This window comes from Paenibacillus sp. FSL L8-0340 (genome assembly GCF_038593145.1).
Classification (GTDB): domain Bacteria; phylum Bacillota; class Bacilli; order Paenibacillales; family Paenibacillaceae; genus Paenibacillus_AQ.
The window spans coordinates 1,395,064-1,417,671 of record NZ_CP151967.1 but is presented as its reverse complement, the minus strand read 5'-3'; the positions used below and the strand labels follow the sequence as shown (position 1 = coordinate 1,417,671).

Sequence of the window (22,608 nt, the reverse complement as noted above, 5' to 3'; positions counted from 1 at the left end):
CTTTCTACTCAACTCGTACAATCCATAGCTTCTTGCCTTGCTCCAAATATTGTCCCAGCAGCTCACCGTCGCTTTTCTTCAGCTTCAGTTCCGGCGCTGCAACCTTGCCCGTGGAAGTAAAGCGGTTGTTAATGTTGCCGTTCTCTGTATCCAGCACATCATTGTTATCCTCTGTACGGACATAGTTCACAGTGACACCGCTGAGGAAAACCTGACGGGCAGGCTCAGCCGGCTGGGCGGCCTCATTTCCTGAGTTGCTTGCCGATGAATCAGACATGACTCCTGCAGAGTACGCCGGACCTCCGGATGCATTGGCAGCAGTAGGAGGGGCTGCTTCGGATTTATCCGGCGGATCCCCTTCCACCAGATAGATATCCACCTTGTCTCTGCTGCGGAGCGATCCGTTGATTGCAAAGATGGCTTCCTTCGGAATAGGGAAAATCCCCTCATCCTGCTGCGGCTCCAAATCACTGACATCGACCAGCGATTCCGTCAGGATACTGCCGTCCATCAAATTCACATTAGTTATCTTGTGTTCCACCTGCCTGACTTCCGTAATAACCCCAGAGGGAATATCCTTGGTCTGGACAGAATCCAGGTAGAGATCTCCCACTTTCAGCTCATAATTTTTGGGTAAAAAACCACCCTCAGCCACCTTCACCTTAACTACTGTCTGTGACAGCACATACGGCTTGAAATAGAGATCATAGCCAAGCAGACCGCCGAAGCCAATGATCAATATAAGAAAGGCGAAGAAATAATTTCGTTTTAACAGATGTCCCCGCTGTGATCCCAAGCGATTTACCTCCTTTGAAATACGGTTATTTGCGCATGACAAAATGCACTTTGGCATACGTAGCCAAAATGCTGGTAAAATGCTTTTTTACCTGATTGAGAATAAGAAGATTATTAGATTATACATATGAGGTAGCAAATCTTGAGGCAACTGCGGGATAAAGTATCCCGGCTGGAGAAAGAATTCCGGTGAAAGTCCGGCCAACGCTGCCGTCAATGACAATAGCAATACAGTTTGAATTCCCATTGGGAAGGATTGGCAGGGATATTACAAGCTGGCTTTCACCGGATGAATTCAATTAATTAAATACTACGGTCTTATTGTGATGAACAAGGATTCTATCCTCAATATGCCATTTGACCGCACGGGCCAAAACAACCCGTTCGATGGTGCGTCCAATACGTTTCAGTTCATTCACATCATCGCTATGGGTGACCCGCTGCACATCCTGCTCAATAATCGGACCTCCGTCAAGCTCTTCGGTCACATAGTGGGCAGTAGCGCCGATGATCTTCACCCCGCGCTGATAGGCCTGGGCATAGGGTTTGCCACCCACAAATGCCGGCAGGAAGGAATGGTGGATATTGATGATCCGGTGCCGGTAATGCTCAATAAATGAAGGAGAGATAATCTGCATGTAGCGGGCCAGAATGATGACGTCAATATCATCGCCGATGACTTCCAGCTGGCGTTTCTCTGCTTGCTTCTTGGTATCCGCCGTAACCGGAATATGATGGAACGGAATACCGAAAGACTCAACGTACGACTGCATATCGGTATGGTTGCTGACAACAAGCGCAATATCGGCATCCAGATCGCCTGCCTGCCACTGCCAGAGCAGCTCTACCAGACAATGATCTTCTTTGGAGACGAAAATCGCCAGTTTCTTCTTATGGCTTACATTGAAAATTTGCCAGTCCATCTTGAACCGCTCGGCGACCCCTCCGAAGATGGACCGTACCTCTTCCAGACGTTCTTCCAGCTTTGGCAAGTCAAACTCCACTCTCATAAAGAACATTCCGCCATCCGGGTCCATTGTATATTGATCGGATTGCACGATATTAGCTCCGTGCTGGTATAGAAAATGCGATACAGCCGCAACAATCCCCGGTCCGTCGGGACAAGAAATGAGCATGCGCGCCCGGTTTGGAAATTGTCCGCCTGATGAATGATCTCTTTTCACATGTAATTCCATAATCCCCTGTCCATCCTCTCATCTACTTGCACAATCTGTAGTTTAGCTTAAGCGTTCACGAGAACTTGTCTGCCGGCCAGCCAGGCGATCAAACGCTGATTGATGGCTTCCTCGCTAAGCTGCGGGAACAATCCGGCAGAAGCGATATTATCATATAAACGTTCCAGCGGTTCACGCGGATCAGCCTTTTTGGCTTTGGCATCATTCTTCAGCAGCTCCCACACATCAAGCACATACTTGCGGGAATCGAGCTCCTGCTTGGCAAAGAAAGCATGCAGCTCTTCTACCTCCTGCAGGAATTCTGCTCCGAACCGTTCAGCCACATTGCCGCGCAGCAGAGCAATCTCCACCTCGTACATCGGGCGAAGTGTCTTGGCGTCCTTCCCGATCCAAGGGGTCTCCAGAATGAACGGCAAACCTGCCAGAGCTTCATGGTGAACCACATTGTTGATCGTTTCGAAGCCAATCCAGCCAGACCCAATCGGGGTATGACGGTCTTTTCCCGCTCCGCGCGGATTTTTACTGTCGTTAATGTGGACCACGCCAAGCCGTTTCAGGCCAATCACCTCATCGAACTTCCGCAGCACACCATCAAGATCGCCAACGATATCGTATCCGGCATCATGAATGTGACAGGTATCCAGACAAATAGACAGCCGCTCATTATGTACGACCTTGTCAATGATCGAGGCAATTTCCTCGAAGCTGCGGCCGATCTCTGTTCCTTTGCCGGCCATCGTCTCAAGAGCAATGTGTACTTCTGTCTCGTTCGTACCGCCAAGCACCTCGTTCAGGCCATCGGCAATCCGCTGAATGCCGTACCCGGCATCCTTGTCGGTATACGCTCCGGGATGCAATACAATGTGCTTGACCTCAAGTGCATGGGTACGGCGGATTTCTTCCTGCAGGAAATCAACCGCCAATTGATAGGTGTTTTCCTTGTAGGAGCCCAAATTGATAATATATGGAGCGTGAACGACGATTTCCTCGACTCCGTTAGTCTGCATAGCGAGCTTCCCTTCAGCAGGGTACATCGCTTCGATCGGCTTACGGCGTGTATTCTGCGGAGCTCCCGTATATATCATAAACGAGCTTGAACCATACTCATTTGCTTCATTGGCCGCGCTCAGGAGACCCTTGTCCGCGCAGGACACATGTGAACCTATTTTCAGCATGCCTTTTCCCTCTTTCCTTCACGAATTAACCCTTATTCTACCGTGATCGGGAAAATAAATCTAGGCAAGCTCCCGCGGACGTCTTTCGCTTCGCAAAACTGTGGAAATACGCTATACTTTAGAAGAGATTAAGGATTATGACAATCATCATTGTCAAAGGCGGTGTATGCATGTCTTTTAAATCAGACTTAAGCTTATTATCCGCAATACCAAGCAATTGGTTTATGAACTCTATCGCATTCTGGACTTTTCTGCTGCTGGGCTGCATGTGCATCGGCGGCTATTTCATGTTCCGCAAATTTTTGAAGGTGCTGCCCAAAGCCGACGGCAAGTCCAAGCTGGACTGGCAGAATTATTGGGTGGAGCGCAGCCGTCCGCTATGGAGCGACGAGTCGAAGGCTTTCCTGGATCAGCTTGTGCAGCCGGTGCCCGGACCTTTCCGTGATATTGCCAAACATTCCATTGCTGCAGAGATCGGTAAAATCGCGGTGGAGAGCAATGCTCCGGCAGTCACCCGCGAGCACTGTATCAAAGGTTACATTGTCGCTACCCCGCGGCGTGATAACCGGTTTCTTATCACCTTCCTTGAAAAGAACGGCATAGACTACTCACCTTACCGGCATTTAATCAAGTAACAATCCGCTTATCTCCTGCTGTAGCTATATCACTAACGTCTCTTCAGGACGTCCTGAAACGGAGATTGCCTTATGAAATACGTAATTTGCGGCGGCAGCGGCTTTATCGGAAGAGAGCTTACAGAATACTGGCTGCAGGCCAGACATCAAATCATCATCGTCGGCCGCAGGCTGCCCAAAACCCAAATAATACATCCGGGACTCAGTTACCTTACCTGGGACAGCCTTTCAGAGAATCCGGGTTCTGCTGAAGGTGCAGATGCACTGGTCAATCTGGCCGGAGCTTCGCTCAGCCAGCGCTGGAGTCCAAGCGGAAAGAAAGTTATTATGGAGTCCCGTCTTGAAACCGTTGCCGCAGCCGCCAAGCTGCTGAATGCGCTGCAGCATAAGCCCCCGGTGGTGATCCAGTCCTCCGCTGTTGCCATTTACGGAACATCGCTGGCCGACACTTTTGACGAAGCCTCACCGGTCCATGTAATGGACTTTCCGTCTGAGGTTGTCAAAACCTGGGAAGCAGCAGCGGATGAAGCGTATACAGGGGTTAGGCTGGTGAAACTGCGGACCGGAGTTGTGCTCGGCAACGAGAGCGGTGCATTTCCCAAGATGAAGCTGCCCTATGCTCTCTGCTTTGGCGGCAGAATGGGCAGCGGCAAGCAGTGGCTGTCCTGGATTCACCTTGCCGATATGTCCCGGCTGATCGATTTCTGCATCCAGACTCCCGGAGTAGAAGGCCCTGTCAACGCGACTGCCCCGAATCCCGTTACAAATGAGGCTTTCGGCAAAATGATCGGCAAAGTATATCATCGTCCGCATTGGTTCCCGCTTCCCGCGTTTTTATTAAAAGCAGCTGTAGGTGAACTGTCGGAAATTCTGCTGGAAGGCCAGCGCGTACTCCCTGCCAAAGCCATTCAGCATGGTTTCACGTTTACTTATCCGACCTTGCAGCCGGCTCTGGAACAGCTGAAATCAGAATAGATTATAGATATGCTATCAGCTTGCTTCTGCCAAGGTTAGAGCGAATGAAACGTATAGCAGCCTTTTACAATGGTAAAAACAGATCCTTCGTTCAGCGGGTACTCTTTATAAGGAATCATGGCTTCTCCCTGATACAAGGTGCCGTTCCTGGAGTCCAGATCCTTCAGGATGTACCCCTCAGCACTCTTGGAGATTTCAGCATGCACTCTCGATGCGCCTTCTGATTTCTCTACATATTGGGCTACCTCCGGCGAGCGGCCGATAATGAAGCTGGCGCGGTTCAGCTCAATGATTTCTGCGGGTCCGCTTTCATCCTCACCGCATCTTTCCAGATAAGGAGAGGCAGATAGCGGCTTTACCTCCGGCCTCATCTCTGAAAGATTTTCCCGGGAGAGCAGTGCCGTCGCAGCTACAGCCACCGGCGGCTTAATCCTGCTGCGCCCCTCCATCTCCACTTCAGTTCTTTGTATGCCCGCAGGAACACCAGCATTTGCAGCTGTAGACAGCTGCGGACTAGCTCTGACAGGAGCTTCAGTACGGACTGGAGTTACCGGATTTCTGCCAAAATCCCATTCCAGCTCCCGCTTGGACCTCCAGCTTTTGTCCGCAGCATCTACTTCGCTCTCTTCTTCCTCTTCTGGTTTGCTTCCTCCAAGCACAAGCCTTTCACTCCAGACCAACCAGCAGAATCCACCCAATACTAACGTTGCTATTGCGCAAACTGCCAGCCATAACGGCTTGGGACTATTTAGATAGAGGAACTTCCATAACAATGCGTCGGCCAAAACACCGCCGAGTACAACATAGGTTCTGTTAGCAGAGGACTGGGAAGAAGGACGATGCTCACTGCCCGCTTTATCCGGCTTTGTCTCCTCCTCCTCGTCCTTCCGCTTAAGTTTTGGCAAGTCATTGTTCCATGGAGGTTCATACTGCCGGGTATTGTCTGCAGGTTGTGCATTCTCGGTTACCCCATATACCGAACGCCTTGGCAAAGCGGATGGTTTACCTGCTTCATGTGCACTTGCCTTCTCCTGAATATGTCTCTCTGCAACTGACGGCACTGCTGCCTGGGATATATGAATTTCTGGCGGCAGCTCTGTATTATTCACAGGTCTAATCTCGGTCAGCAGCTCCGAGAGCAAATCCCTTAACCCTGCAGGAGTAAAATCTTCTCCTCCACAATATTGCAGCAGTCTCTGCACACCGCTTCCGGCAAGCTCTGTTACCGAAGCCATCATCACCATAATCAAAGACCTCAGACATTTTCCCGGCCTAGTGGTTACTGTAGGCTGCTGCAAAGGAATGCAGGTCAAGTAGACTCTTCCTCCGTTCAGCGGACCTTCTACAAAAATGTAATCCTCATGCAGCGCATATTGCTCCGCCCGCAACATGTACAGCCGGCCTTCCTCCATTCCCTGGGCAATTTGCAGCAGCAGCCCGAAAAAATCGTTCATGCTGAGCCTGTCGCTTTTCAGCAGATGGCTGAGCATTTTGCGGCGGGACAGGGAATATTCCAAGGTTACCTGCAAATCAATTTCTCTGAGCAGCAGCCGCAGGTGGTACGGAATGCCGCTGTTCATCAGCATCCGGGCCTGAACCATATTAAGCTCGCCCGCAGACAATCCATCCGGCTTGCCGAGCAGCATAGAGATACCGTCCTGCTGCACAAAATCGCGGATCAATCCGAACATCAAGCCTCACCTCCAATCTATAAGTAGAGATATGTACAAATGAACCCCGGAACTACAGCCAGCATAAAGGGAAACCTGAGCATTTCCTTGCCGTTCCCAGCCTTTAATATTTTCGGATTACGCAGCAGCAGAAATCCGGCAGTCCTGCTGACAATACCGCGAATCCGCCTTCCTGCCTCCCGTCTGCTCAAGACAATCATCCAGCCGATTACAGCACCGAATAAAATAGAATACATCATGACCTGCAGCGTGAACAGCACACCCGTCCATGCACCTATTCCTGCAAAAAGCTTAACGTCTCCAGCGCCGACAGCGCCTATAACATACAGGATCAACAGCAATGTAAATCCAACCCCCGCACCGCAGGCAGCAAGCAGCAATCCGTGCCAGCCGCTCATTATGCCTTGCACAAGCAGGCCTGTCGTCAGAGCAGAGACTGAAATCCAGTTTGGTATTCTCATCCACCGGATATCGGTTATTAATGCCGCCGTTAGAAACGGCAGACAACCCCAAAATGCCCATTCCGTCATACATAACATCCTTCTTCCGCCATGTTCATTTCACAACCGTAAATGCCGCCTCCAGGAATGTACCGTCATCCAGACGGACTACAAAAGGCCAGGAACCCGGTGTTGTATTCACGCCGATTTTCCATTCCCATTCGATATAACCGCCTTCATCAGCTTGCTTCCAGCCCAGATATTTGGCCGTGCTCTGGCCGCTTTTATAAAATATCGACAAGTTTGCCGAAGCATTTGGCGGAACTTTCACCCGGATCTTACCCTGATGATTTGCCACCCCCGGATTCGGCTTCGCCAGGACTACAATGGAATGCTGCTCTTCTCCGGCACCGCCGTCTCCATCTGCCCCTGTTTCTCCGGTATCGCCAATCCACAGCCGCTCCACCGCACTTGCCTCCAATACAATGCTCCGGTTCAGAAAGGGGACCTTCATCGGCAGCTCGTAGCTGACAACGAGACCAAAATAAGGTCGTGTGCCTTCCTTCAGCTCCGGAATAATGGCATTGGAGACATGAATCCGTTCATAATCCAGCCAGTCAGATGAGAGATAAGGCTTCATTATTGGCTTCAGCGCAAGATCCAGCACCGCCTGCGACGCCTCAGCCTGAAGCTCCTGAAGCGGGCCTTCACCCCGCTGTATCGCAGCGTTAACCCACTCGTTCAAGGGCTCAGGAAGGTCTGCGGCGAAGCTTTCACTCCATTGCTCAAGCGACAGGCGCGGGATACTCCAAGTCCCGGATGATAACGGGGACGTGCCTCCTGCTGCGCCAGCATTGATTTGCGCAGCTGCATCAGCTTCCCTTCCTATGCTTCCACCAGTGCTTCCTGCTGCAGCCGGCTGACCTGCCGTTCCGCTATCTGCTCCTTGTTCTCCCCCCCACTTCTGCGCAGCCAGTGCCGCCGGATACATGTGGGCCGATATCACCTTGACCGTATCAGAAGCTGTGCTCTGCAAGGCTGTAGAGTACAAGGTCATCTGCACGATAAAAATCAGGAACAGGACAAACAGCAAAAACATGGGGAGAACCATAGCCGCCTCAACAACCATGCTGCCTTCATCCCGCTGTCTGGTTTGGCTCCGCCATTGCTTCATTCTGCAACCTCCCGCTAATATGAAAAATCAGCCTTTACCCCTCTGTAATACAATCTGCCCTGAACATCCCCGGGAAGGCCGGCGCTGTAGTCCACCAGCTTCACTACGCCCGGCAAAAACCAAAGCGGCATCGCCATCTTAATCTCCGCCGAGGCATAGGTGAATTTCTCGGCCGGATTTATTCCGGTGTTCAGCCGGATCAAAGCGAGCATGCGGGAGAGCTGCACATCGCCCCCTCCATGCAGGAGCATGAACAACCGCAAATAATCACGGTAGGACAGCTTTGCAGGCATGTATTTGGACAGCGGGATTTCCCCTGCCCTGCATAGCAGCAGCATATCCTGAACAGCCTGCTCGATTCCGTACAGCAGCGCTGCAGCTAGAATCGCCAGCGGATTGCCGAGACGCGAACTTTCAATAAAGCCCTCCATAGTACGGATGGCCAGCCGCAGCGCAAAGATTTCACCGTACGCTGCCGCCACATTGCCCGCAGGGTTATGGAAGCCGTAGAGAATATATTCAAGCTCCTGGGCATGGGGATCAAGCTGGTCCGCAAGCGGCAGTGCGGCGGCACCTGCGGAGCCGGAAGCTACCGGAGTCAACTTTGAAAGATCGAAATGCGGAAAATACATTGCAGAATATTCTGTTCGGAACAGCCGGTCTCTGGCACCCTCCATAATGCTGCCCATTGCGGCATAAATATCGTCTGTCTTTGCCATTGAAGAACTTCCGGCTGCATAAGGATCCGATGTGTTCTGCGCATTCGAGGCTTCCTGGTCCGATCCACTGTTCAGCTGAATGTTGTCCTGATAATATTGGCTCAGCATCTGATAACGTTCCCGTGCTGCTCCGGCGCTGTCGCCAAGCTGACGAATCTGATCCAACAGCTTCATCGCATCGTTCAGCTTGGCTTTTGCCTGCCGTTCGATTTGCTTGCGCTCTCTGTCCGAAGTTCGGTGGGCTTCAATCCTCCTAGCTTCAGCAGCAATGATATCTCCATGTTCACCATAGTTCTGGTGGTAACTGCTGACGGCCTGTAAAGCGTTCAAAACTGCCGTATTCATGCTGCCAAAATCTGCATCCAGCCCCGTGGCTCCACTCAATGCGCCCGGCAACCCGGAAGCTGCCTGCTCCGCTGTCTGAGAGGCAGTTTCCTGAACATTTAAGTCATGCTCCATGGCGCTGACCTCTGCCGGTGCGAGAATAAGCGAATCCTCCTGCTCCCGCATTTTTTTTAGCGGCTCTGTGCTCAGTTCACCGGCACTTCCCGGTATGTCCCAATTCCGGGCACTATCTTCGGCACTACCCGCCCCGTTAGCTCTGGACTGTTCAAGTATGTACCTCATCTCTTCATTCAGCTCCCTGACTCTTTGCAGCGCATTCCCGGCATCAGCGATAAGACGGGTGTGCTCCGTACGAAAAAGAGTCAGTGCTGACGGAATCCTCGGAAGAAACTCCGTAGTTTCTCTTAAATACTCGCTGATCTGACTGCTGTATCTGGAATATTCATCCTCTTCACGGTAAAAATCCGCATAGTATTTGCCGACATAGTCGTCATACATCGCTGCAATGTCAGCCGCAGAAGTGATCTCCCCCAGAAAACGGTACTCAATATGGTCTCCCGGCGGATTCATAATCAGTTCTTGAAGGGATCTTACGCTTTCCGCAGCCTGCTTTCGCCGCTCCATCATAAGATCCAGTGCAGCCTCGCGTTCATCGTACAAGGGCTGCAGCTTGCCGAATAATTGGGTTGAGCGTGAAGCCTCACCCATAGCCGCCGAGAGCGGCTTAAACTTGCCGGCCAGCTCCAGGGCAAAATCAACCGGTGCTTTATACTTCATCTCCTCAGCAATCTGCCTTTGAAAAACATCGTAGCTTCCAAGAGGGCGACTCCAATTCAAGACCGAAGAATCCAGTCCTAAGGGCAATAAATTAAAAGCATCCCCCCGCCCGCTCTCGTATAGATTGTCGTTCAGCACCCCGGACAGCAGCTGATTGCCGTCACTCCCGCCAAAGGCGAACAGGCCATAGCTCTCGCGCAGCTGAATATCATAAGAAGACATTACCGAACGGACTGCGGCTCTCGCCAAACGTTCCTGCTGCACATTAACGGCGGCAATCCGTGCATAATCTATCAGCACAGCGGTGAACAGGAACACGAAGGCCAGTATCATAATCAGGAAAATAGAAACCGATCCCTCCGTTCCTTTCTTTCGCCACGAATTGAACGCTTTTCTTGGACTGCAGGCAGTACCTTTTCTACTCCTCATCCGCGCCCCTCCCTTGGCCTCTTTTGGGTTCCGAACTCTCCTTCACAGCACTCACACCGTTCACAAACGGGATCAGCGCAGCTTCTTCAGCATCTGGGACGCGTCTTTCTTTTCCATCCTTGTTCCGGTATTGCCACTCTCCGTGCCTCCCTTGAACTTCGCGCCATAATAACGCATCAGATCTACTGTTCGGATAAACTCAACAGGCTCTGAAACAACAGACTGGGCTTTCACTTGAGGGTTGGCCTCGTCCGCCAGCATCTCATCCAGCACGGGCAGATTCAGCATTTGCTTCAATTCCGCACTGATCTTCCGGCCGGTTAAACTGTAGGCATAATTCATCTGGCCACTTAAATTTGCAGGAACTATGCCGGAAGATTGCTGAAGCTTAATTACAGGCAAGGTACCAGTACCCTCGGCAGCATTCGGCAGCGTAACAGAAGCCCCGCCGTTCCCGGCGCTAAGCCCGAATAAAGAAGCTAGCAGTCCATCCTCGCCGATCCGCCAATACAGCGAGTCATACTCGCCAATAACAAATGATCCTTCCGTCTCTTTATGGCTGTTGTCCCAATTGTAGGCCGCACGTTCAGTAGCAGCGGAAGCGACCTGCAGCAGCATCGACTTCTGGTAACTGTAGAGGCAGAAGAATAGCAGCAGCATCGTAATACACATGATGATAGGCAGCAAAAGTGAAGCTTCGATAGTAAAGCTGCCTTCGTCATCCTGCAGATTCATGATTCGAATACTTCCTGGCTCTTGCTTCCTGCAGTGCTGATCAAGTCTTCTACCACTTTGACAATCTCCTTGCGGAACACCAAAACTACAGCGATCAGTACAGCGATAATCAGGATCATCTCCAGCGTGCCCAGCCCTTCCTCGTCCTTCCACAAGTTCTTAGCGCCTTCTGTTATGAATGTCATCATTCGTCTCATCCTCCTACATTTTCATCATCATAAATGCCGGTGTACCCACCAGAATGATTACAATTAAAAAGATAACCACCATCGGGAACACCAGCTTCGAGGAAGCCTGTTCCCCCCGTGTCCGGCTGATCGCCTTCCGCTTCTCCCAGAGCATCCGCGAAAGATCGCGCAGTGACAAGACAAAGTCGGCTCCGCCTCTGCGGTAATTCAGCAGGACCGTGGTTGTAAATAGCGATACCTCCTGTACGGCGCAGCGTTTGCTGAAATTCTCAAACGCCTGCTGAAAGGAGTAGCCGCTCTCCCACTCCCCAGTCATAATCGACAGCTCTTTATAGAGCGGATGGCTGTAATCTCCCTTCCGGCTCTCCACGCAGCGGATAATCGCCCGCTGCACATTCTCCCCGGCGCCGACCAGCAGGACAATACTATTCAGCAGCTCGGGCAGCTCCAGCATAATATTCTGCTCCCGCAGCCTTACCTTCTTGTGCAGATCACTGACCAGTGCAGCGGGTAGAATAACTGCCAGACCAGCCCCCAGGAGAATTCCCGCCTTCTCGCCGCTGAACAGTGTCAGCGCGCTTCCACCGATAAGCAGCAGCCAGCTGTAGCTGAACATTTCACCCATAAAGAGCAGCGTCCGTTCTGCGCTGTAGCGCATGCCGTAACTGCGCTGCAAGGATCGCTGAATTCGGAACATCACCGAAGGAATATGACTGCCAATTCCCCACCGCTCAATCAGCAGCAGGAAGGGCTCGCCCAATCCGCGCAGCCGCAGTCCATCCATAGGCAGACCGCGAAGCCCGGCATAACGGCTGCCGCATTTCAGGCGCAGGAATATCCATCCCAGCCCTAACATCAGAACGGCCGAACCGCACAGCCAAATCATGCTTTCACCTCCTTCACAGCGGGATATCCATAATCTTGGAGGTCCAGAGATAACACAGAAACAGCCCGCCCAGCGCCAGTGTGGAAATTGCAATTCCGGCACCTGTATACATTGGCTGCATGTAATCTCCGGCGGTCAGGCTCATGAACAGCACCATGGCAAGCGGGGAAGCCAGCAGCGCCTTCGCCTCGAATTTCTTCTGGGCAATGCTGACGGCAATGTCCTGCTGGATATCCAGCTTCTCCCCGATGATTGTGGAGGTGCGGCGCACAATCTCCACAAGGTCACCCCCTGTCCGCTTGCAGACAGAGAATACGTCAGCAAACCGTTCCACATCCTCCATGCCTGCCCGTCTGCTGAAATCCTGCAGCGCTTCTTCCACAGGCTGGCCATACTCCATCCGGGCACATATAATATTCAGTTCAAAGATCATATCGCTGCCCCCTTCCGGGTCAAGCATCCGCAGATCCTCTACGGCCTCGCGAAACGCATTCTCTACGGAACGTCCTGCGGACAGCGAAGAAGAGAGCGAAAATAAAGTCTGCTTGAATTGCAGGTTAAGCGCAGACCGGCGGCGCTGCCGCAGGTAGTCACGCAACAGCCGCGGTGCATAAGTTCCCCCCGGCACAAGCAGCAAAGACAGCAGCAGGTTATGGTAGAACAGGTACCCGATGCCGAACAGCAGGAGCCCGCCTGCCAGTATAGCCAGCATTTTCGACAAAGGCGTCAATACATAGACGGTATAATCCGGCAGTTGCGGATTGCCCCCGGTCTCAGCTTCCGCAGACGTCCCGCCCTTCTCTGCGGAGAGCCCCCTCCGCTTGCCCGGCGAAGAGACCGGCTTCTTCCCCAAATGAATCAGAAGACCACCTCCTTCTCAGTTCCCCTACTGTAATGCGATAACGGATAACTCTGTACTCCGGCCATTTTCAGCTTGCTGGAATGCAGCAGAGGATTCCCGCAAGGAACAAGGCCTCCCTCCACTGTCCCCTCACTTTCTCCCGTTTCTTGAAACGCATATAACGGATTCAGCGCCACCTCCCCATCCCGCAGCCCGATGACCTCAGAGATTTCCATCACCCGCCGCGAGCGGTCCCGCAGCCTGGAGAGATGGACAAAGATATCAATCGCAGAGCCGATTTGCTGGCGGACCACTGATACCGGCAAATCAGCTGCACTGAGCACCATCGTCTCCAGACGGCTGACCATATCCTGTGCGCTGTTGGAATGTCCTGTCGATAAGCTCCCAGAGTGGCCCGTGTTCATCGCCTGCAGCATATCCAGACACTCGGCCCCCCGCACCTCGCCGACCACGATACGGTTCGGACGCATCCGCAGGGAGGAACGGATCAGGTCGCGGATCGTGATCTCCCCGCGGCCTTCTGTATTGGCGTTGCGGGTCTCCAGCGAGACCAGATTCGGCACGGTGATAATCTGCAGCTCGGCGGAGTCCTCAATCGTGATCACCCGCTCCTGCGGCGGAATAAATTGAGACAAAGCATTCAGAAAGGTGGTCTTGCCGGAGCCTGTTCCCCCGCTTATAAAGATGTTGTATCCGGCAGCGACCAGAATCTGCAGCAGCTCCGCCGCTTCTCCGCTCAGCGCCCCACGGTGCACCAGCTCGCTCATCGACATCGGCGTTTCCGGAAATTTGCGGATCGTCATTGCCGGCCCTTTCAGGGCCACCGGCGGCAGTACGATATTGACGCGGGAACCATCCTTCAGCCGCGCATCCACAATCGGGGTGGAATCGTTGACCACCCGGTTCACACCGGAAACCACGGTCTGGATAATATCCTCCAGTCTGCTCCTGGACTCAAAAGCCAGCGGCAGGCGGCGGATCTGCCCTTCCTCTTCAATAAATATCTCCTCATGACTATTGATCATAATCTCGGTGATATTCGGGTTGTCCACCAGCGGCTGCAGCACATCCAGCCCCCGGAAGGAATCGAACAGCTTTTTGACCAGTTCATGCTTTTCCTGGGCAGTTAAATAACGCAGGCTGTCCATCTCCAGAATGATTCGTTCAATATAGCTGTTAAGCTCACGGTTTCCGACAGCCGAAGTGACATCAAGCCCTGCGCGTATGTCGCTGCGCAGCTTCCTGAACATGGCTTCATTCATGTAAGCTCCCGGTGAATACCCGCGGCAGCGCCGGCTCAATGATACCGGTGCAGAGCTGCTGCACCCCAGCCGTAAACTGCGGAGAATTCAAGCAGAGCTCCACATGATGCTGAAGTGCCCAGGAAGGGATAAAAGGAAGCGCACCATCTATTCTGATTTCTTCCCGCCCTGACCAGCCCGCGGCTGAATCCCCGGCAAAATTCATCACAAACCTGCTCTTGCCCGGCACCTCCGGCGGCAGACCGGAATGCGGATCTCCGCAATGCTCCAGCCACCTGAGCGTCTTATACATACTTGCCTCATCGCTCTTCAGCGCCCATAGCAGAATGCCGCACCGTTGCAGCACTGCCTGGGCCCGCTCTTCCTCAATGCTGCCTGTATCTACAATCACAACATCATAGCCAGCATCGCCGGCCAGCAGCTCCAATAAATCCAACGTATCCTGCCGGGTCATCTGCAGCATTTCCTTGAAATTACCGATCGGCCTGAAGGCGTCACAGCGGAGATTGTCATGCCTTACGGCGTATCTCCCAAGTTCAGGCTTGCCTGCATTTCCCTTGCTTCCCTCGCTGCCGTTTGCCTTAAGCTCGTACAACAGAAGTTCCAGCCCGGAAGCGTTCCCCTGGGGCATCCGCAGGAACAACCCGCTGCTGTCCACACTTTCCAGGTTTAGATAGAAAACAGATAGTCCGATCAGTCCAAGCTGCTTGGCCATATTGAGCGCAATCGTTGTTTTGCCGCTGCTGCCGCTGGCTGAAACTATCCCGAGCAGCAGCGTCTCCTCCTTGGCAGCCGAAGCTGTCCTCATGCGTTTCACATCGCCTAACCGGAGGATGGACTCCAGAAGCGAGGGCAGCGACTGATATTTCTCAATCACCATGCCCCCGGCCAGACTCCCTGCATTGCTGCCGGAATACTTCCCGGCCTCGCTTAGAACACCCCAAGGAACTGTATTTCTGCCTTCCACCAGCCAGGCCTCAACGAAAATGGGATCGCCTACAACGGCGTCCGGCAGTTCTTCTCCCTTCATGAATTCCATAAAGGTATCCAGCCGGCTGAAAGCTGTGATCCGCAGCATCTCCCCATACTCACTGTGATGCAGGTAATGCAGCAACGGCTCAATGTATTGACTCTCACGAACTGCCAGTACGATCCTCGCCGCCATGAAATCACTCTCCTTCCTGTAATGCTTACCTTTCAAAAAAGACAACAAAAAAGACAGCAAAAAAAGCACCGCCAATAACCGTGGTATACGGTTATTGAACGGTGCTTCCGTTACTATCCTTTAATTTACAGCTATAGTAGCATATATGCAGTAGAGCGGCAATATCTTTTTTTACGAATACCTCTTCTATACTCTAAATCCTGAGCCCGCACCATATCCTGAGTTGGATATTTACCGGATCATTCCTCTCCCCTATACTATTAGCCAGTCAGCTTTCAGCACGGCCAGATTACAACTAAAGGAGATCATTCAACATGAAATTAGTGCCCAGTTTACTCACAGCCCTCGTCTTATCCGGATCGATCAGCTTGTCAGCAGCCGCAGCAACCAAACCTATCACTGTACTCGTTGACCAGCAGAAGCTTAATTTGACCACTGCCGCCCCGATTCAGGATGGCAATTCCGTGCTCATCCCTATGCGGCCCATTTTTGAAAAGCTCGGCATGAAGCTGGTCTGGGATGCCAAGAGTAACACGATCACAGCCACCAAGGAAGGGCTCAGCATCAAGCTGCAGACCGGAAGCAAAAAAGCAACTATAAACGGAACCGTTAAACAGCTGGCCTCCGCACCCAAAACAATTGACAAAGTCACTTATGTTCCCCTGCGCTTTGTAAGCGAAGCCACCGGAAACAGTGTGGAGTGGAAAGCAGCTTCCAGAACTGTTGCAATTACAAGCAAGGAGAACACCGCTGATATCAAGGGAATCTCCGCATTATTTGATAAATATGTGACGTATTCCAATACGGATAATTATGACGGGTTCATGAGCCTTATTGATCCGGAATCCCCACTGGCAGCGATCGGTCCAGGAATCAAAGAGCAGTACGAGATCTTTGATACCAAGACTACCGTCCTCCAGATGGAAATTATTGATTCCAAAGAGAATGAAGCAACCGTACACACGATTGAACACTCCGAGAAGGTAAGCGGTCCCTTCATGCTGGATAGCCAAGCGGAGTATGTATACTCCCTCACCAGAAAAGCTGGCGGTTCTGCTTGGCAAATCAGCGGTATCCAAATCGCTGCGCTACAGTACATTCTTCCGGCAGATGTGCTGGAGGCTAAGATCACCGTACCCAAAACAGATGAAGATCAAATTAAAGCTGTGGTTCAGACCAATGTGGATTACTCCAACAAAGAGGATCTGGATGGGGTATTATCCACCATTGACGAAACTTCCCCTGCATACGGGCAAAGCAAAGAACTTTATACGCAAATGTTTAAAGCCTATGATTTAGCCATTACGCTTGACTCTTCTAAAATTATTGATTATACCGGGGATACTGCTGCGGTATATACTGTGCAGACGTCCAAGAAAGTAAAAGGTCCGGAGTTTCAGGACAGCCGGGCCGTATCGGTCAATATACTGAAAAAATCAGCAGACGGCAAATGGAAGCTTACGCAAACCTATATCCTCACGACGACAGCCCTTAATAAATAACTCATCTCCCCCCCCCAAACCGAATAGGGGTTTAAGCCAGCCCAAAAAGCAGTAAGGTGACATAGCCACCTGCTGCTTTTTTTGGGTTGTGCACATCGGCTGTGCACCTTACAGAAATCTCTTGCGGATTTCCGGTGTGGGAAGCAGACATTGCTCGTCACGCCCAAACCAGCGGTACCGGTTCCTCGCCACAAGCCTGTACAGGGCATCTCTCAGAGGCCGCGGCACAAGTATGAAGATATATGCGGCAGGCCACGGAAAACGCAAGCCACGGGCGATCCGCAGCACTGCAGCCGACTCTGTATAGCAGGTCCCGTTCTCCACCAGCACGACCGTATTCAGCTGGTCTGATCCAAGCCCGCCTGCACTCAGCATTCCGCTTGCTGTCTCACTCTGCAAGGGGGCGAACATAAATCTGGCCCTGGGATCGCGCGGAATAATAAACCGCACCAGCCCCTGACAAAGATGGCATACACCGTCGATCAGCACAATAGACTTACCGCCTGCCTTGTTTTGCTCTTCCTCCATCTTGCCGCACCCCCTCTTCATAGTATCTCCCCGGAAATAAACAAAAACGCGGGATAGCTCCCGCGCCTCATCATCCGTCCATTTAATTATTCAGCAATAGCCTTGCCGATCCACTCGTCGCCGAGCATTTGCCCTTCGAAATCAGCAGTGAAGGATTCCATACATTTGCAGATGAAATCTTTGCGGCAAACCGGACAGGGTGTCTTAAGCAGGCGGCTGATGTTCGTCATTTTCCATTCCGGAAACCGATGATAGAACGCGCGGCACTCCGTTCCGTCAGCAAGCTTGATAATGAACTCGTACAATCCTTCCTTATCATTGCTGCTGGCTTTGGTCACATTCGTAATATGCGGTCTGTAAGACATCTTCATCACCCATTATTTATATTTTTGGTACTTAGTAGCACACGTGCATAACAGATACTTAGACATATTAAAGAATTTTAGGGGTGATGTCAACCAAAGCCGCCCTTTAGACCGCTATTCCCGGCTGTTTCCTGCCTCACCGTCTCTATTTAGCCATTATTTCCAGAAATTCTTCTAAATACCGGCTCCCCGTTACAACACATTCAGTTCAACTTCGATGTTGCCCCGCGTAGCTTTGGAAGACGGACAGAACGCATGAGCCTTCTCTGCCAAATCCTCCGCCTGCGCACAGTCGATGCCGGGCAGCTTCACATCCATTCTTACAGCCAGTCTGAAACCGCCGTTGCATACCCTACATTTAAACAACAGAGATATTTTGAAACGAATATACAATGTTGTCACAATTCTGACGGGTTGCTTCTTACGATAAATAGTGTAAAATTAAATTGTGATAAATCGAAGTTCGGGAGGCGTTATTCATGAGTATTTATAATTTTGAAGCCAACACGCTGCGCGGGGAAGAAGAATCCCTGTCCAAGTACAAAGGTAAGGTGCTGCTTGTCGTGAACACAGCCAGCAAATGCGGATTCACCCCGCAATATAAGGGTCTCCAGGAAGTGTACGATAAATTCAAGGACCGTGGTTTTGAGGTGCTTGGTTTTCCGAGCAACCAGTTTGCCGGACAGGAGCCGGGTGAAAGCGAAGACATCGCCGAATTCTGCGAAATCAATTACGGAGTAACCTTCCCGATGTACGAGAAGGTTGACGTGAAGGGCGACGAAGCGCATCCGTTATTCAAATACCTGTCCAAGGAAGCGCCGGGCGTCCTGGGCTCAAAGAGCGTCAAGTGGAATTTCACCAAATTCCTGGTCGATCAGGAAGGCCGTGTCCTGAAGCGGTTCGCACCACAAACTACTCCGGACCAGATCGAAGCCGATATTGCCAAACTGCTGGACTAATCCTCCCCTATAATATGAAAAGATACTCTTCGCAAAAGCCCGCGGCTCCAGTGAAGAGTATCTTTGTGTTCGCTATACCACAATATTATGCTAATTGTCATTTCCATCATCCCTAATTATGGTATACAGAGAATATAGCACTCGATGTTTGAAACGCATCACCTTTTATTCCCCTGAAAGCAGGTTGGCTATGAAGCAGGATGTTTTGAAGCGGGTTTTCGATTATATCGAGGATCATCTGAATGAAGAGATCAGCCTCGACAACCTCGCCCGGAGGGGATATGTTTCTTTGATGCAGCTGTACCGGGAATTCTACTGCGTATCCGGCCATTCCATTAAAGACTATATCCGCAAAAGAAGAATCAGCAACGCATGCGCCCAGATCAAGAACTCCGGGTTATCCATTACCGAAATTGCGCTGGGCAACGGCTTTGACTCCCTGCCTTCCTTCTCCAAGGTCTTTAAAAAAATCGTCGGTCTTACGCCAATGGAATACAAACGGAGCAGCATGTTCTATACCTTCCTCCCCGGGCAGTTCCCCCTCCACTTGGCGGAGACAGCCATTAAGATCCAGTCCGGGCAACCGCTGCATGGCCTGACCGCCGTTTACCTCGCCGCAGGAGACACAGACATCGAACAGCAAGCCATCAACGCACTGAAACAAGCGGTCTTCACAGCCAAGCGTACGGGCATGAATTTTAGACTCTTCGGATTAACCCCTGTGCAGGTTGGGCGGTCCAGACAATCGTACAACATATTCATAGATACCCAGAATCACGAGTACTGGATTTCCGCCCTGGGGGAGACCGGTTATCACTCCATAGAGCCAGCTACGTTATGCGGCGGTGAGTTTGCCGTCTTATCCGTACCTTTTACCGGAAGCATCAACCAGGCCTGGGACTACCTTTACAGCCATTGGCTGGCCAAAAGCGTGTTCACCCTGGCAGGTGATCATTGCCGTGAGGAATTCATCATTCAAAAGACAGGGACCATCAAAGAGCTTCGTCTATCCCTGCCCATTATCCGCAAGCAAAGCAGCTACATCATTGAAGTAACCCCATTTGAGCAGCAGCACTATATCGTCGCCCATGCCGAAGGCAGTCATGCGGAAGAAGAAGCTTCGGCCAAGCTTTTATCGCAGATCAATCAACGTGGATTCCTTCCATCGTCGTTTTATGTGGAGATTACCAGCAATGGATATTTGTGCGGTGTCGAGCAGACAGAAACGGGCGAATTACCTGCCGAAGACGGTCTGAGTGTTGTTAACTTAGAAGCAGGGCTTTATGCGGTATTAACCGCAGACAGTTTCGGGGATTTCACAGGACTTGCGGATATTATGACCCGCTGGCTGGAGGAAAACTGCTGCTATAGGCGGGCCGGCAGCCCTTTTGCCCTCTATACCGTAAATGAAACCTATGAAGAGGTCTCCATGAAGGTGTGTATTGCTATTGGCAACATTCTGTTATAAACGGACAATCCATCGCTTCAGATCCCCTTTATAATGAAGAGGAAGAACAAATGAGCTAGGAGGAATTATGCATGACAGACCCGTTACGCCAGAGCAGCTATGATCGAACAACCGAGGGATACGCCCCTAAATTCAAACCGCGGGTAATCGAACTGATCCGCCAGCAGCTGGAAAAAGAAGCCCCTCAGCGCACCGACTCCATTGGCGGAGAAAAGCCTTATGTGCTAGATTTACCGGAGCTTCAAGTCATTGGCTGGCAGAACCTCAATCAAGCAGGCGAACCTTATGCCGATATTTGGGGACATGTCTTCGGGGAATTCGATATCGACAGCAAATTTGATTCCATTCTGTCAAAAGTCCAGAGCAGCGGCTGTTACCTGGGCATCTTCGAAGGCCGCGATTCGGTTCCCAAGCTGTGGGAGCAATCCGCCTGGGATACCGGCTATTTTTTAGGCGTTGAGGTAGGAGATCCCGGTACAGTTCCCGAAGGACTTGTGCATAAGGATTACCCCGCATCCAAATATGCCATTTTTATCGCCAAGGGTGTGCCGGCTGCTGCGTTTCAGAGCACATGGGATTATATCCATCAGGAATGGCTGCCATCAGGTGAATTCAAATTCAACGAAGCCGGTGTTTTCTTCATCAACTATACAGAGAAGTCAGGGCCTGACGACGAAAGATTCGAGGCCCATCTGTGCGTACCTGTGGTGGAAAAATAGCGGCGATCCGCGTTTGCATCCTACGAACGGCAACCAATGTAGTCCGGGTTTCCCGTCGTGTCACCTCCACTGGCCTGACGTTGTCTATCGCGTATATCTTTCCATGAAATAAGCTGAATCTTTTCGGTTTGCAGTAATCTGTGAATATCCTCATCCATAAATAACAGGTACTCGATCTCCCTTTTCTTCCAGTGTGGAGTAATTGCCCGCATTTCATAAGTATTCAGCGCAGGATGGATGACAACTTCGGTTATCCCTCCTCCCACACCTTTTATAGCTTCCATCATTTTAGCCTTAGCAATGTCATAGTCCTCCCCCTGCTCCAAGTGATAGGGAAGATTAATCAAGTCATCAATTAACAAGATCCCTCTTTTCCGTGCCGATTCAATCCTCTCCGTCATTAATTCCCTCATCGCTAAATCCAGAAATGATTGATTTACTATATTAACAGGCAGCTTAAAAGGCAACCGGTACTCCTGGCACAGATCAAATACAATCTCCAGAAAATCCCGGCCTCTCGACAATCCCAATAAACTGCCCTCATGACTGTCCAAGTGTGTCGGTTCAATCCCCAGCGTTAGAGCCATCTCGATCTGACTTCGGATTTCAGTTCGGATGGCTTCAGCAGTAGCCCGCTCTTCCACATGAGCTGCATGTTCCCAAAAATATCCTTTTGCAGTAATTAACGACTGTATCCTGGAACTCCTGGTAACTGGGCCCCACTTATAGGCCGGGAGACTCGAAGTAAGCGTAAGATGAATTCCCACATTAACATTGTGATGATTTTTGGCATACTCAGCAGCCTCTTTCGCCCAGGGCCCCGGCATCATAATCATGCTGGAATTAATTGCATCGGCTTGGTACAGGTTCATAATAGCCTCATTCATGGAATGGCACATTCCGAAATCGTCGGCGGTAACGATCAGGAACCGCTCATTGGAGTTGTGAATTTTATTCGGCACTCTTTTTCCCTCCATTGGGTCAGTCTATAAAACAAAACAAAAAAACCTGAAATCCCTTGAGTAACAAGGAATTTCAGGTTTCTTCATGTATGCGGTAGAGAGGACTCGAACCTCCACGGGTATACACCCACTACCCCCTCAAGATAGCGTGTCTGCCATTCCACCACTACCGCGCGGTGAGTATAACGTTAAATCAATGTTTGAGGCCAACATTCAATATTATAAATCCATTTCAGCAAAATGTAAAGACACCACTTTAAGAATTTTCTTCGTTTTCTTTAAGCCTGCGGTATCGGGCAAACTCGATATATTCCTTAATAAATTCTTGCTCATTCTGCGGCAATTCCTCACTTTGGCAATTCAATTGCCGTATTTGGCCAGAAAAATAATCCTCCCCGCCTTCGCGAAGAATCTCCGTTGTAGTTTTGCCCAGAATCAGCCAATCCAGACTCACATGAAAAAAAGCACCGATCTCGATCAGCTTATGTGTTCCGGGCGTCGACTTGCCCCGCTTCCAATCCCCCATGTTGCCGGTACTGATATTCAGCTGTTCGCAGAAGGACTTTTTTGTCAGTCCTTTTTGTTTGATCAAATATTCTATCCGTTCGTATATCGACGCCATCAGCAATCCGCCTTCCGCACTATTTAAATATACT

Annotated in this window: 23 protein-coding genes, 1 tRNA gene and 1 pseudogene; 6 read left to right on the top strand and 19 right to left on the bottom strand. The window is 51.1% G+C overall.

Annotation, left to right across the window (positions count from 1 at the left end):
- Positions 1–4 precede the first annotated feature (4 nt).
- The 3 genes from NST07_RS06510 to NST07_RS06500 form a co-directional block, all read right to left on the bottom strand.
- On the bottom strand, positions 5–796 hold the full coding sequence (locus tag NST07_RS06510) for a hypothetical protein (protein WP_342481247.1): 792 nt from the start codon (positions 794–796) through the stop codon (positions 5–7).
- A gap of 298 nt (positions 797–1,094) precedes the next feature.
- Positions 1,095–1,991, bottom strand: coding sequence for a formyltetrahydrofolate deformylase (gene purU / locus NST07_RS06505; protein ID WP_341090448.1), 897 nt, complete (start codon positions 1,989–1,991; stop codon positions 1,095–1,097).
- A 47-nt stretch (positions 1,992–2,038) separates the two neighbouring features.
- Positions 2,039–3,166: a deoxyribonuclease IV gene (locus NST07_RS06500; RefSeq protein ID WP_341090446.1), complete on the bottom strand. Its 1,128-nt coding sequence runs from the start codon at positions 3,164–3,166 to the stop codon at positions 2,039–2,041.
- 170 nt (positions 3,167–3,336) lie between these two features.
- Here NST07_RS06500 and NST07_RS06495 point away from each other — a divergent pair, with 170 nt between their 5' ends.
- Both NST07_RS06495 and NST07_RS06490 read left to right on the top strand, forming a co-directional pair.
- The gene (locus tag NST07_RS06495; RefSeq protein ID WP_341097578.1) at positions 3,337–3,801 is read left to right on the top strand and encodes a DUF2621 domain-containing protein; all 465 of its coding nucleotides are present in this window, start codon (positions 3,337–3,339) and stop codon (positions 3,799–3,801) included.
- A gap of 72 nt (positions 3,802–3,873) precedes the next feature.
- On the top strand, positions 3,874–4,776 hold the full coding sequence (locus NST07_RS06490; RefSeq protein WP_341090444.1) for a TIGR01777 family oxidoreductase: 903 nt from the start codon (positions 3,874–3,876) through the stop codon (positions 4,774–4,776).
- Between the two features lie 35 nt (positions 4,777–4,811).
- Here the strand turns inward: NST07_RS06490 and NST07_RS06485 are convergent, their stop codons facing one another.
- The 10 genes from NST07_RS06485 to NST07_RS06440 all read right to left on the bottom strand — a co-directional run bounded on the left by NST07_RS06485 (position 4,812) and on the right by NST07_RS06440 (position 15,449).
- Positions 4,812–6,467: a DUF6382 domain-containing protein gene (locus tag NST07_RS06485; RefSeq protein WP_341090441.1), complete on the bottom strand. Its 1,656-nt coding sequence runs from the start codon at positions 6,465–6,467 to the stop codon at positions 4,812–4,814.
- Between the two features lie 17 nt (positions 6,468–6,484).
- Positions 6,485–6,997 carry an A24 family peptidase gene (locus tag NST07_RS06480; RefSeq protein WP_341090439.1) on the bottom strand — a complete coding sequence of 171 codons (513 nt, stop codon included), beginning with the start codon at positions 6,995–6,997 and terminating at the stop codon, positions 6,485–6,487.
- Between the two features lie 25 nt (positions 6,998–7,022).
- On the bottom strand, positions 7,023–8,081 hold the full coding sequence (locus NST07_RS06475) for a TadE/TadG family type IV pilus assembly protein (RefSeq protein WP_341090438.1): 1,059 nt from the start codon (positions 8,079–8,081) through the stop codon (positions 7,023–7,025).
- Positions 8,082–8,095: 14 nt separating this feature from the next.
- Entirely contained in the window at positions 8,096–10,351 is a 2,256-nt protein-coding gene (locus NST07_RS06470) for a hypothetical protein (protein ID WP_342481246.1), read from the bottom strand.
- Positions 10,352–10,423: 72 nt separating this feature from the next.
- Positions 10,424–11,086 (bottom strand): TadE family protein, encoded by a 663-nt coding sequence (locus tag NST07_RS06465; RefSeq protein ID WP_341090435.1) that lies wholly within the window; start codon positions 11,084–11,086, stop codon positions 10,424–10,426.
- On the bottom strand, positions 11,083–11,274 hold the full coding sequence (locus NST07_RS06460; RefSeq protein WP_038587051.1) for a Flp1 family type IVb pilin: 192 nt from the start codon (positions 11,272–11,274) through the stop codon (positions 11,083–11,085). Before NST07_RS06460 ends, NST07_RS06465 begins: the two co-directional genes overlap by 4 nt.
- 13 nt (positions 11,275–11,287) lie before the next feature.
- Complete coding sequence (locus NST07_RS06455; RefSeq protein ID WP_341377565.1) at positions 11,288–12,160, bottom strand: type II secretion system F family protein; 873 nt, start codon at positions 12,158–12,160, stop codon at positions 11,288–11,290.
- A 13-nt stretch (positions 12,161–12,173) separates the two neighbouring features.
- Entirely contained in the window at positions 12,174–12,914 is a 741-nt protein-coding gene (locus tag NST07_RS06450) for a type II secretion system F family protein (RefSeq protein ID WP_341097577.1), read from the bottom strand.
- Between the two features lie 104 nt (positions 12,915–13,018).
- A complete protein-coding gene (locus NST07_RS06445) occupies positions 13,019–14,284 on the bottom strand; it encodes a CpaF family protein (RefSeq protein ID WP_342481245.1) in 1,266 nt (421 codons plus the stop codon).
- The gene (locus NST07_RS06440; protein WP_342481244.1) at positions 14,277–15,449 is read right to left on the bottom strand and encodes a hypothetical protein; all 1,173 of its coding nucleotides are present in this window, start codon (positions 15,447–15,449) and stop codon (positions 14,277–14,279) included. Before NST07_RS06440 ends, NST07_RS06445 begins: the two co-directional genes overlap by 8 nt.
- Before the next feature lie 314 nt (positions 15,450–15,763).
- Here NST07_RS06440 and NST07_RS06435 point away from each other — a divergent pair, with 314 nt between their 5' ends.
- Positions 15,764–16,951: a copper amine oxidase N-terminal domain-containing protein gene (locus NST07_RS06435; RefSeq protein ID WP_342481243.1), complete on the top strand. Its 1,188-nt coding sequence runs from the start codon at positions 15,764–15,766 to the stop codon at positions 16,949–16,951.
- 108 nt (positions 16,952–17,059) lie between these two features.
- Here the strand turns inward: NST07_RS06435 and NST07_RS06430 are convergent, their stop codons facing one another.
- The 3 genes and pseudogenes from NST07_RS06430 to NST07_RS06420 all read right to left on the bottom strand — a co-directional run.
- Positions 17,060–17,479 carry a thiol-disulfide oxidoreductase DCC family protein gene (locus NST07_RS06430; protein ID WP_341090424.1) on the bottom strand — a complete coding sequence of 140 codons (420 nt, stop codon included), beginning with the start codon at positions 17,477–17,479 and terminating at the stop codon, positions 17,060–17,062.
- An 86-nt stretch (positions 17,480–17,565) separates the two neighbouring features.
- A complete protein-coding gene (locus NST07_RS06425) occupies positions 17,566–17,844 on the bottom strand; it encodes a hypothetical protein (protein ID WP_341090421.1) in 279 nt (92 codons plus the stop codon).
- Between the two features lie 192 nt (positions 17,845–18,036).
- Positions 18,037–18,189: pseudogene (locus NST07_RS06420) on the bottom strand (Ohr subfamily peroxiredoxin); the annotation flags it as partial.
- Positions 18,190–18,323: 134 nt separating this feature from the next.
- Between NST07_RS06420 and NST07_RS06415 the strand changes: the two are divergent.
- The 3 genes from NST07_RS06415 to NST07_RS06405 all read left to right on the top strand — a co-directional run bounded on the left by NST07_RS06415 (position 18,324) and on the right by NST07_RS06405 (position 20,990).
- Positions 18,324–18,803: a glutathione peroxidase gene (locus tag NST07_RS06415; protein ID WP_341377561.1), complete on the top strand. Its 480-nt coding sequence runs from the start codon at positions 18,324–18,326 to the stop codon at positions 18,801–18,803.
- Between the two features lie 190 nt (positions 18,804–18,993).
- Positions 18,994–20,271 carry a helix-turn-helix domain-containing protein gene (locus tag NST07_RS06410; RefSeq protein WP_341090420.1) on the top strand — a complete coding sequence of 426 codons (1,278 nt, stop codon included), beginning with the start codon at positions 18,994–18,996 and terminating at the stop codon, positions 20,269–20,271.
- Between the two features lie 71 nt (positions 20,272–20,342).
- Complete coding sequence (locus NST07_RS06405) at positions 20,343–20,990, top strand: GyrI-like domain-containing protein (RefSeq protein ID WP_341377559.1); 648 nt, start codon at positions 20,343–20,345, stop codon at positions 20,988–20,990.
- Between the two features lie 20 nt (positions 20,991–21,010).
- Here NST07_RS06405 and NST07_RS06400 read toward each other — a convergent pair whose 3' ends face one another.
- From NST07_RS06400 to NST07_RS06390, 3 genes are all read right to left on the bottom strand, one after another.
- Entirely contained in the window at positions 21,011–21,952 is a 942-nt protein-coding gene (locus tag NST07_RS06400) for a polysaccharide deacetylase family protein (protein WP_341377558.1), read from the bottom strand.
- 90 nt (positions 21,953–22,042) lie between these two features.
- Positions 22,043–22,125 (bottom strand) — tRNA-Leu (locus tag NST07_RS06395).
- An 83-nt stretch (positions 22,126–22,208) separates the two neighbouring features.
- On the bottom strand, positions 22,209–22,574 hold the full coding sequence (locus NST07_RS06390; RefSeq protein WP_341377557.1) for a helix-turn-helix transcriptional regulator: 366 nt from the start codon (positions 22,572–22,574) through the stop codon (positions 22,209–22,211).
- Positions 22,575–22,608 lie beyond the last annotated feature (34 nt).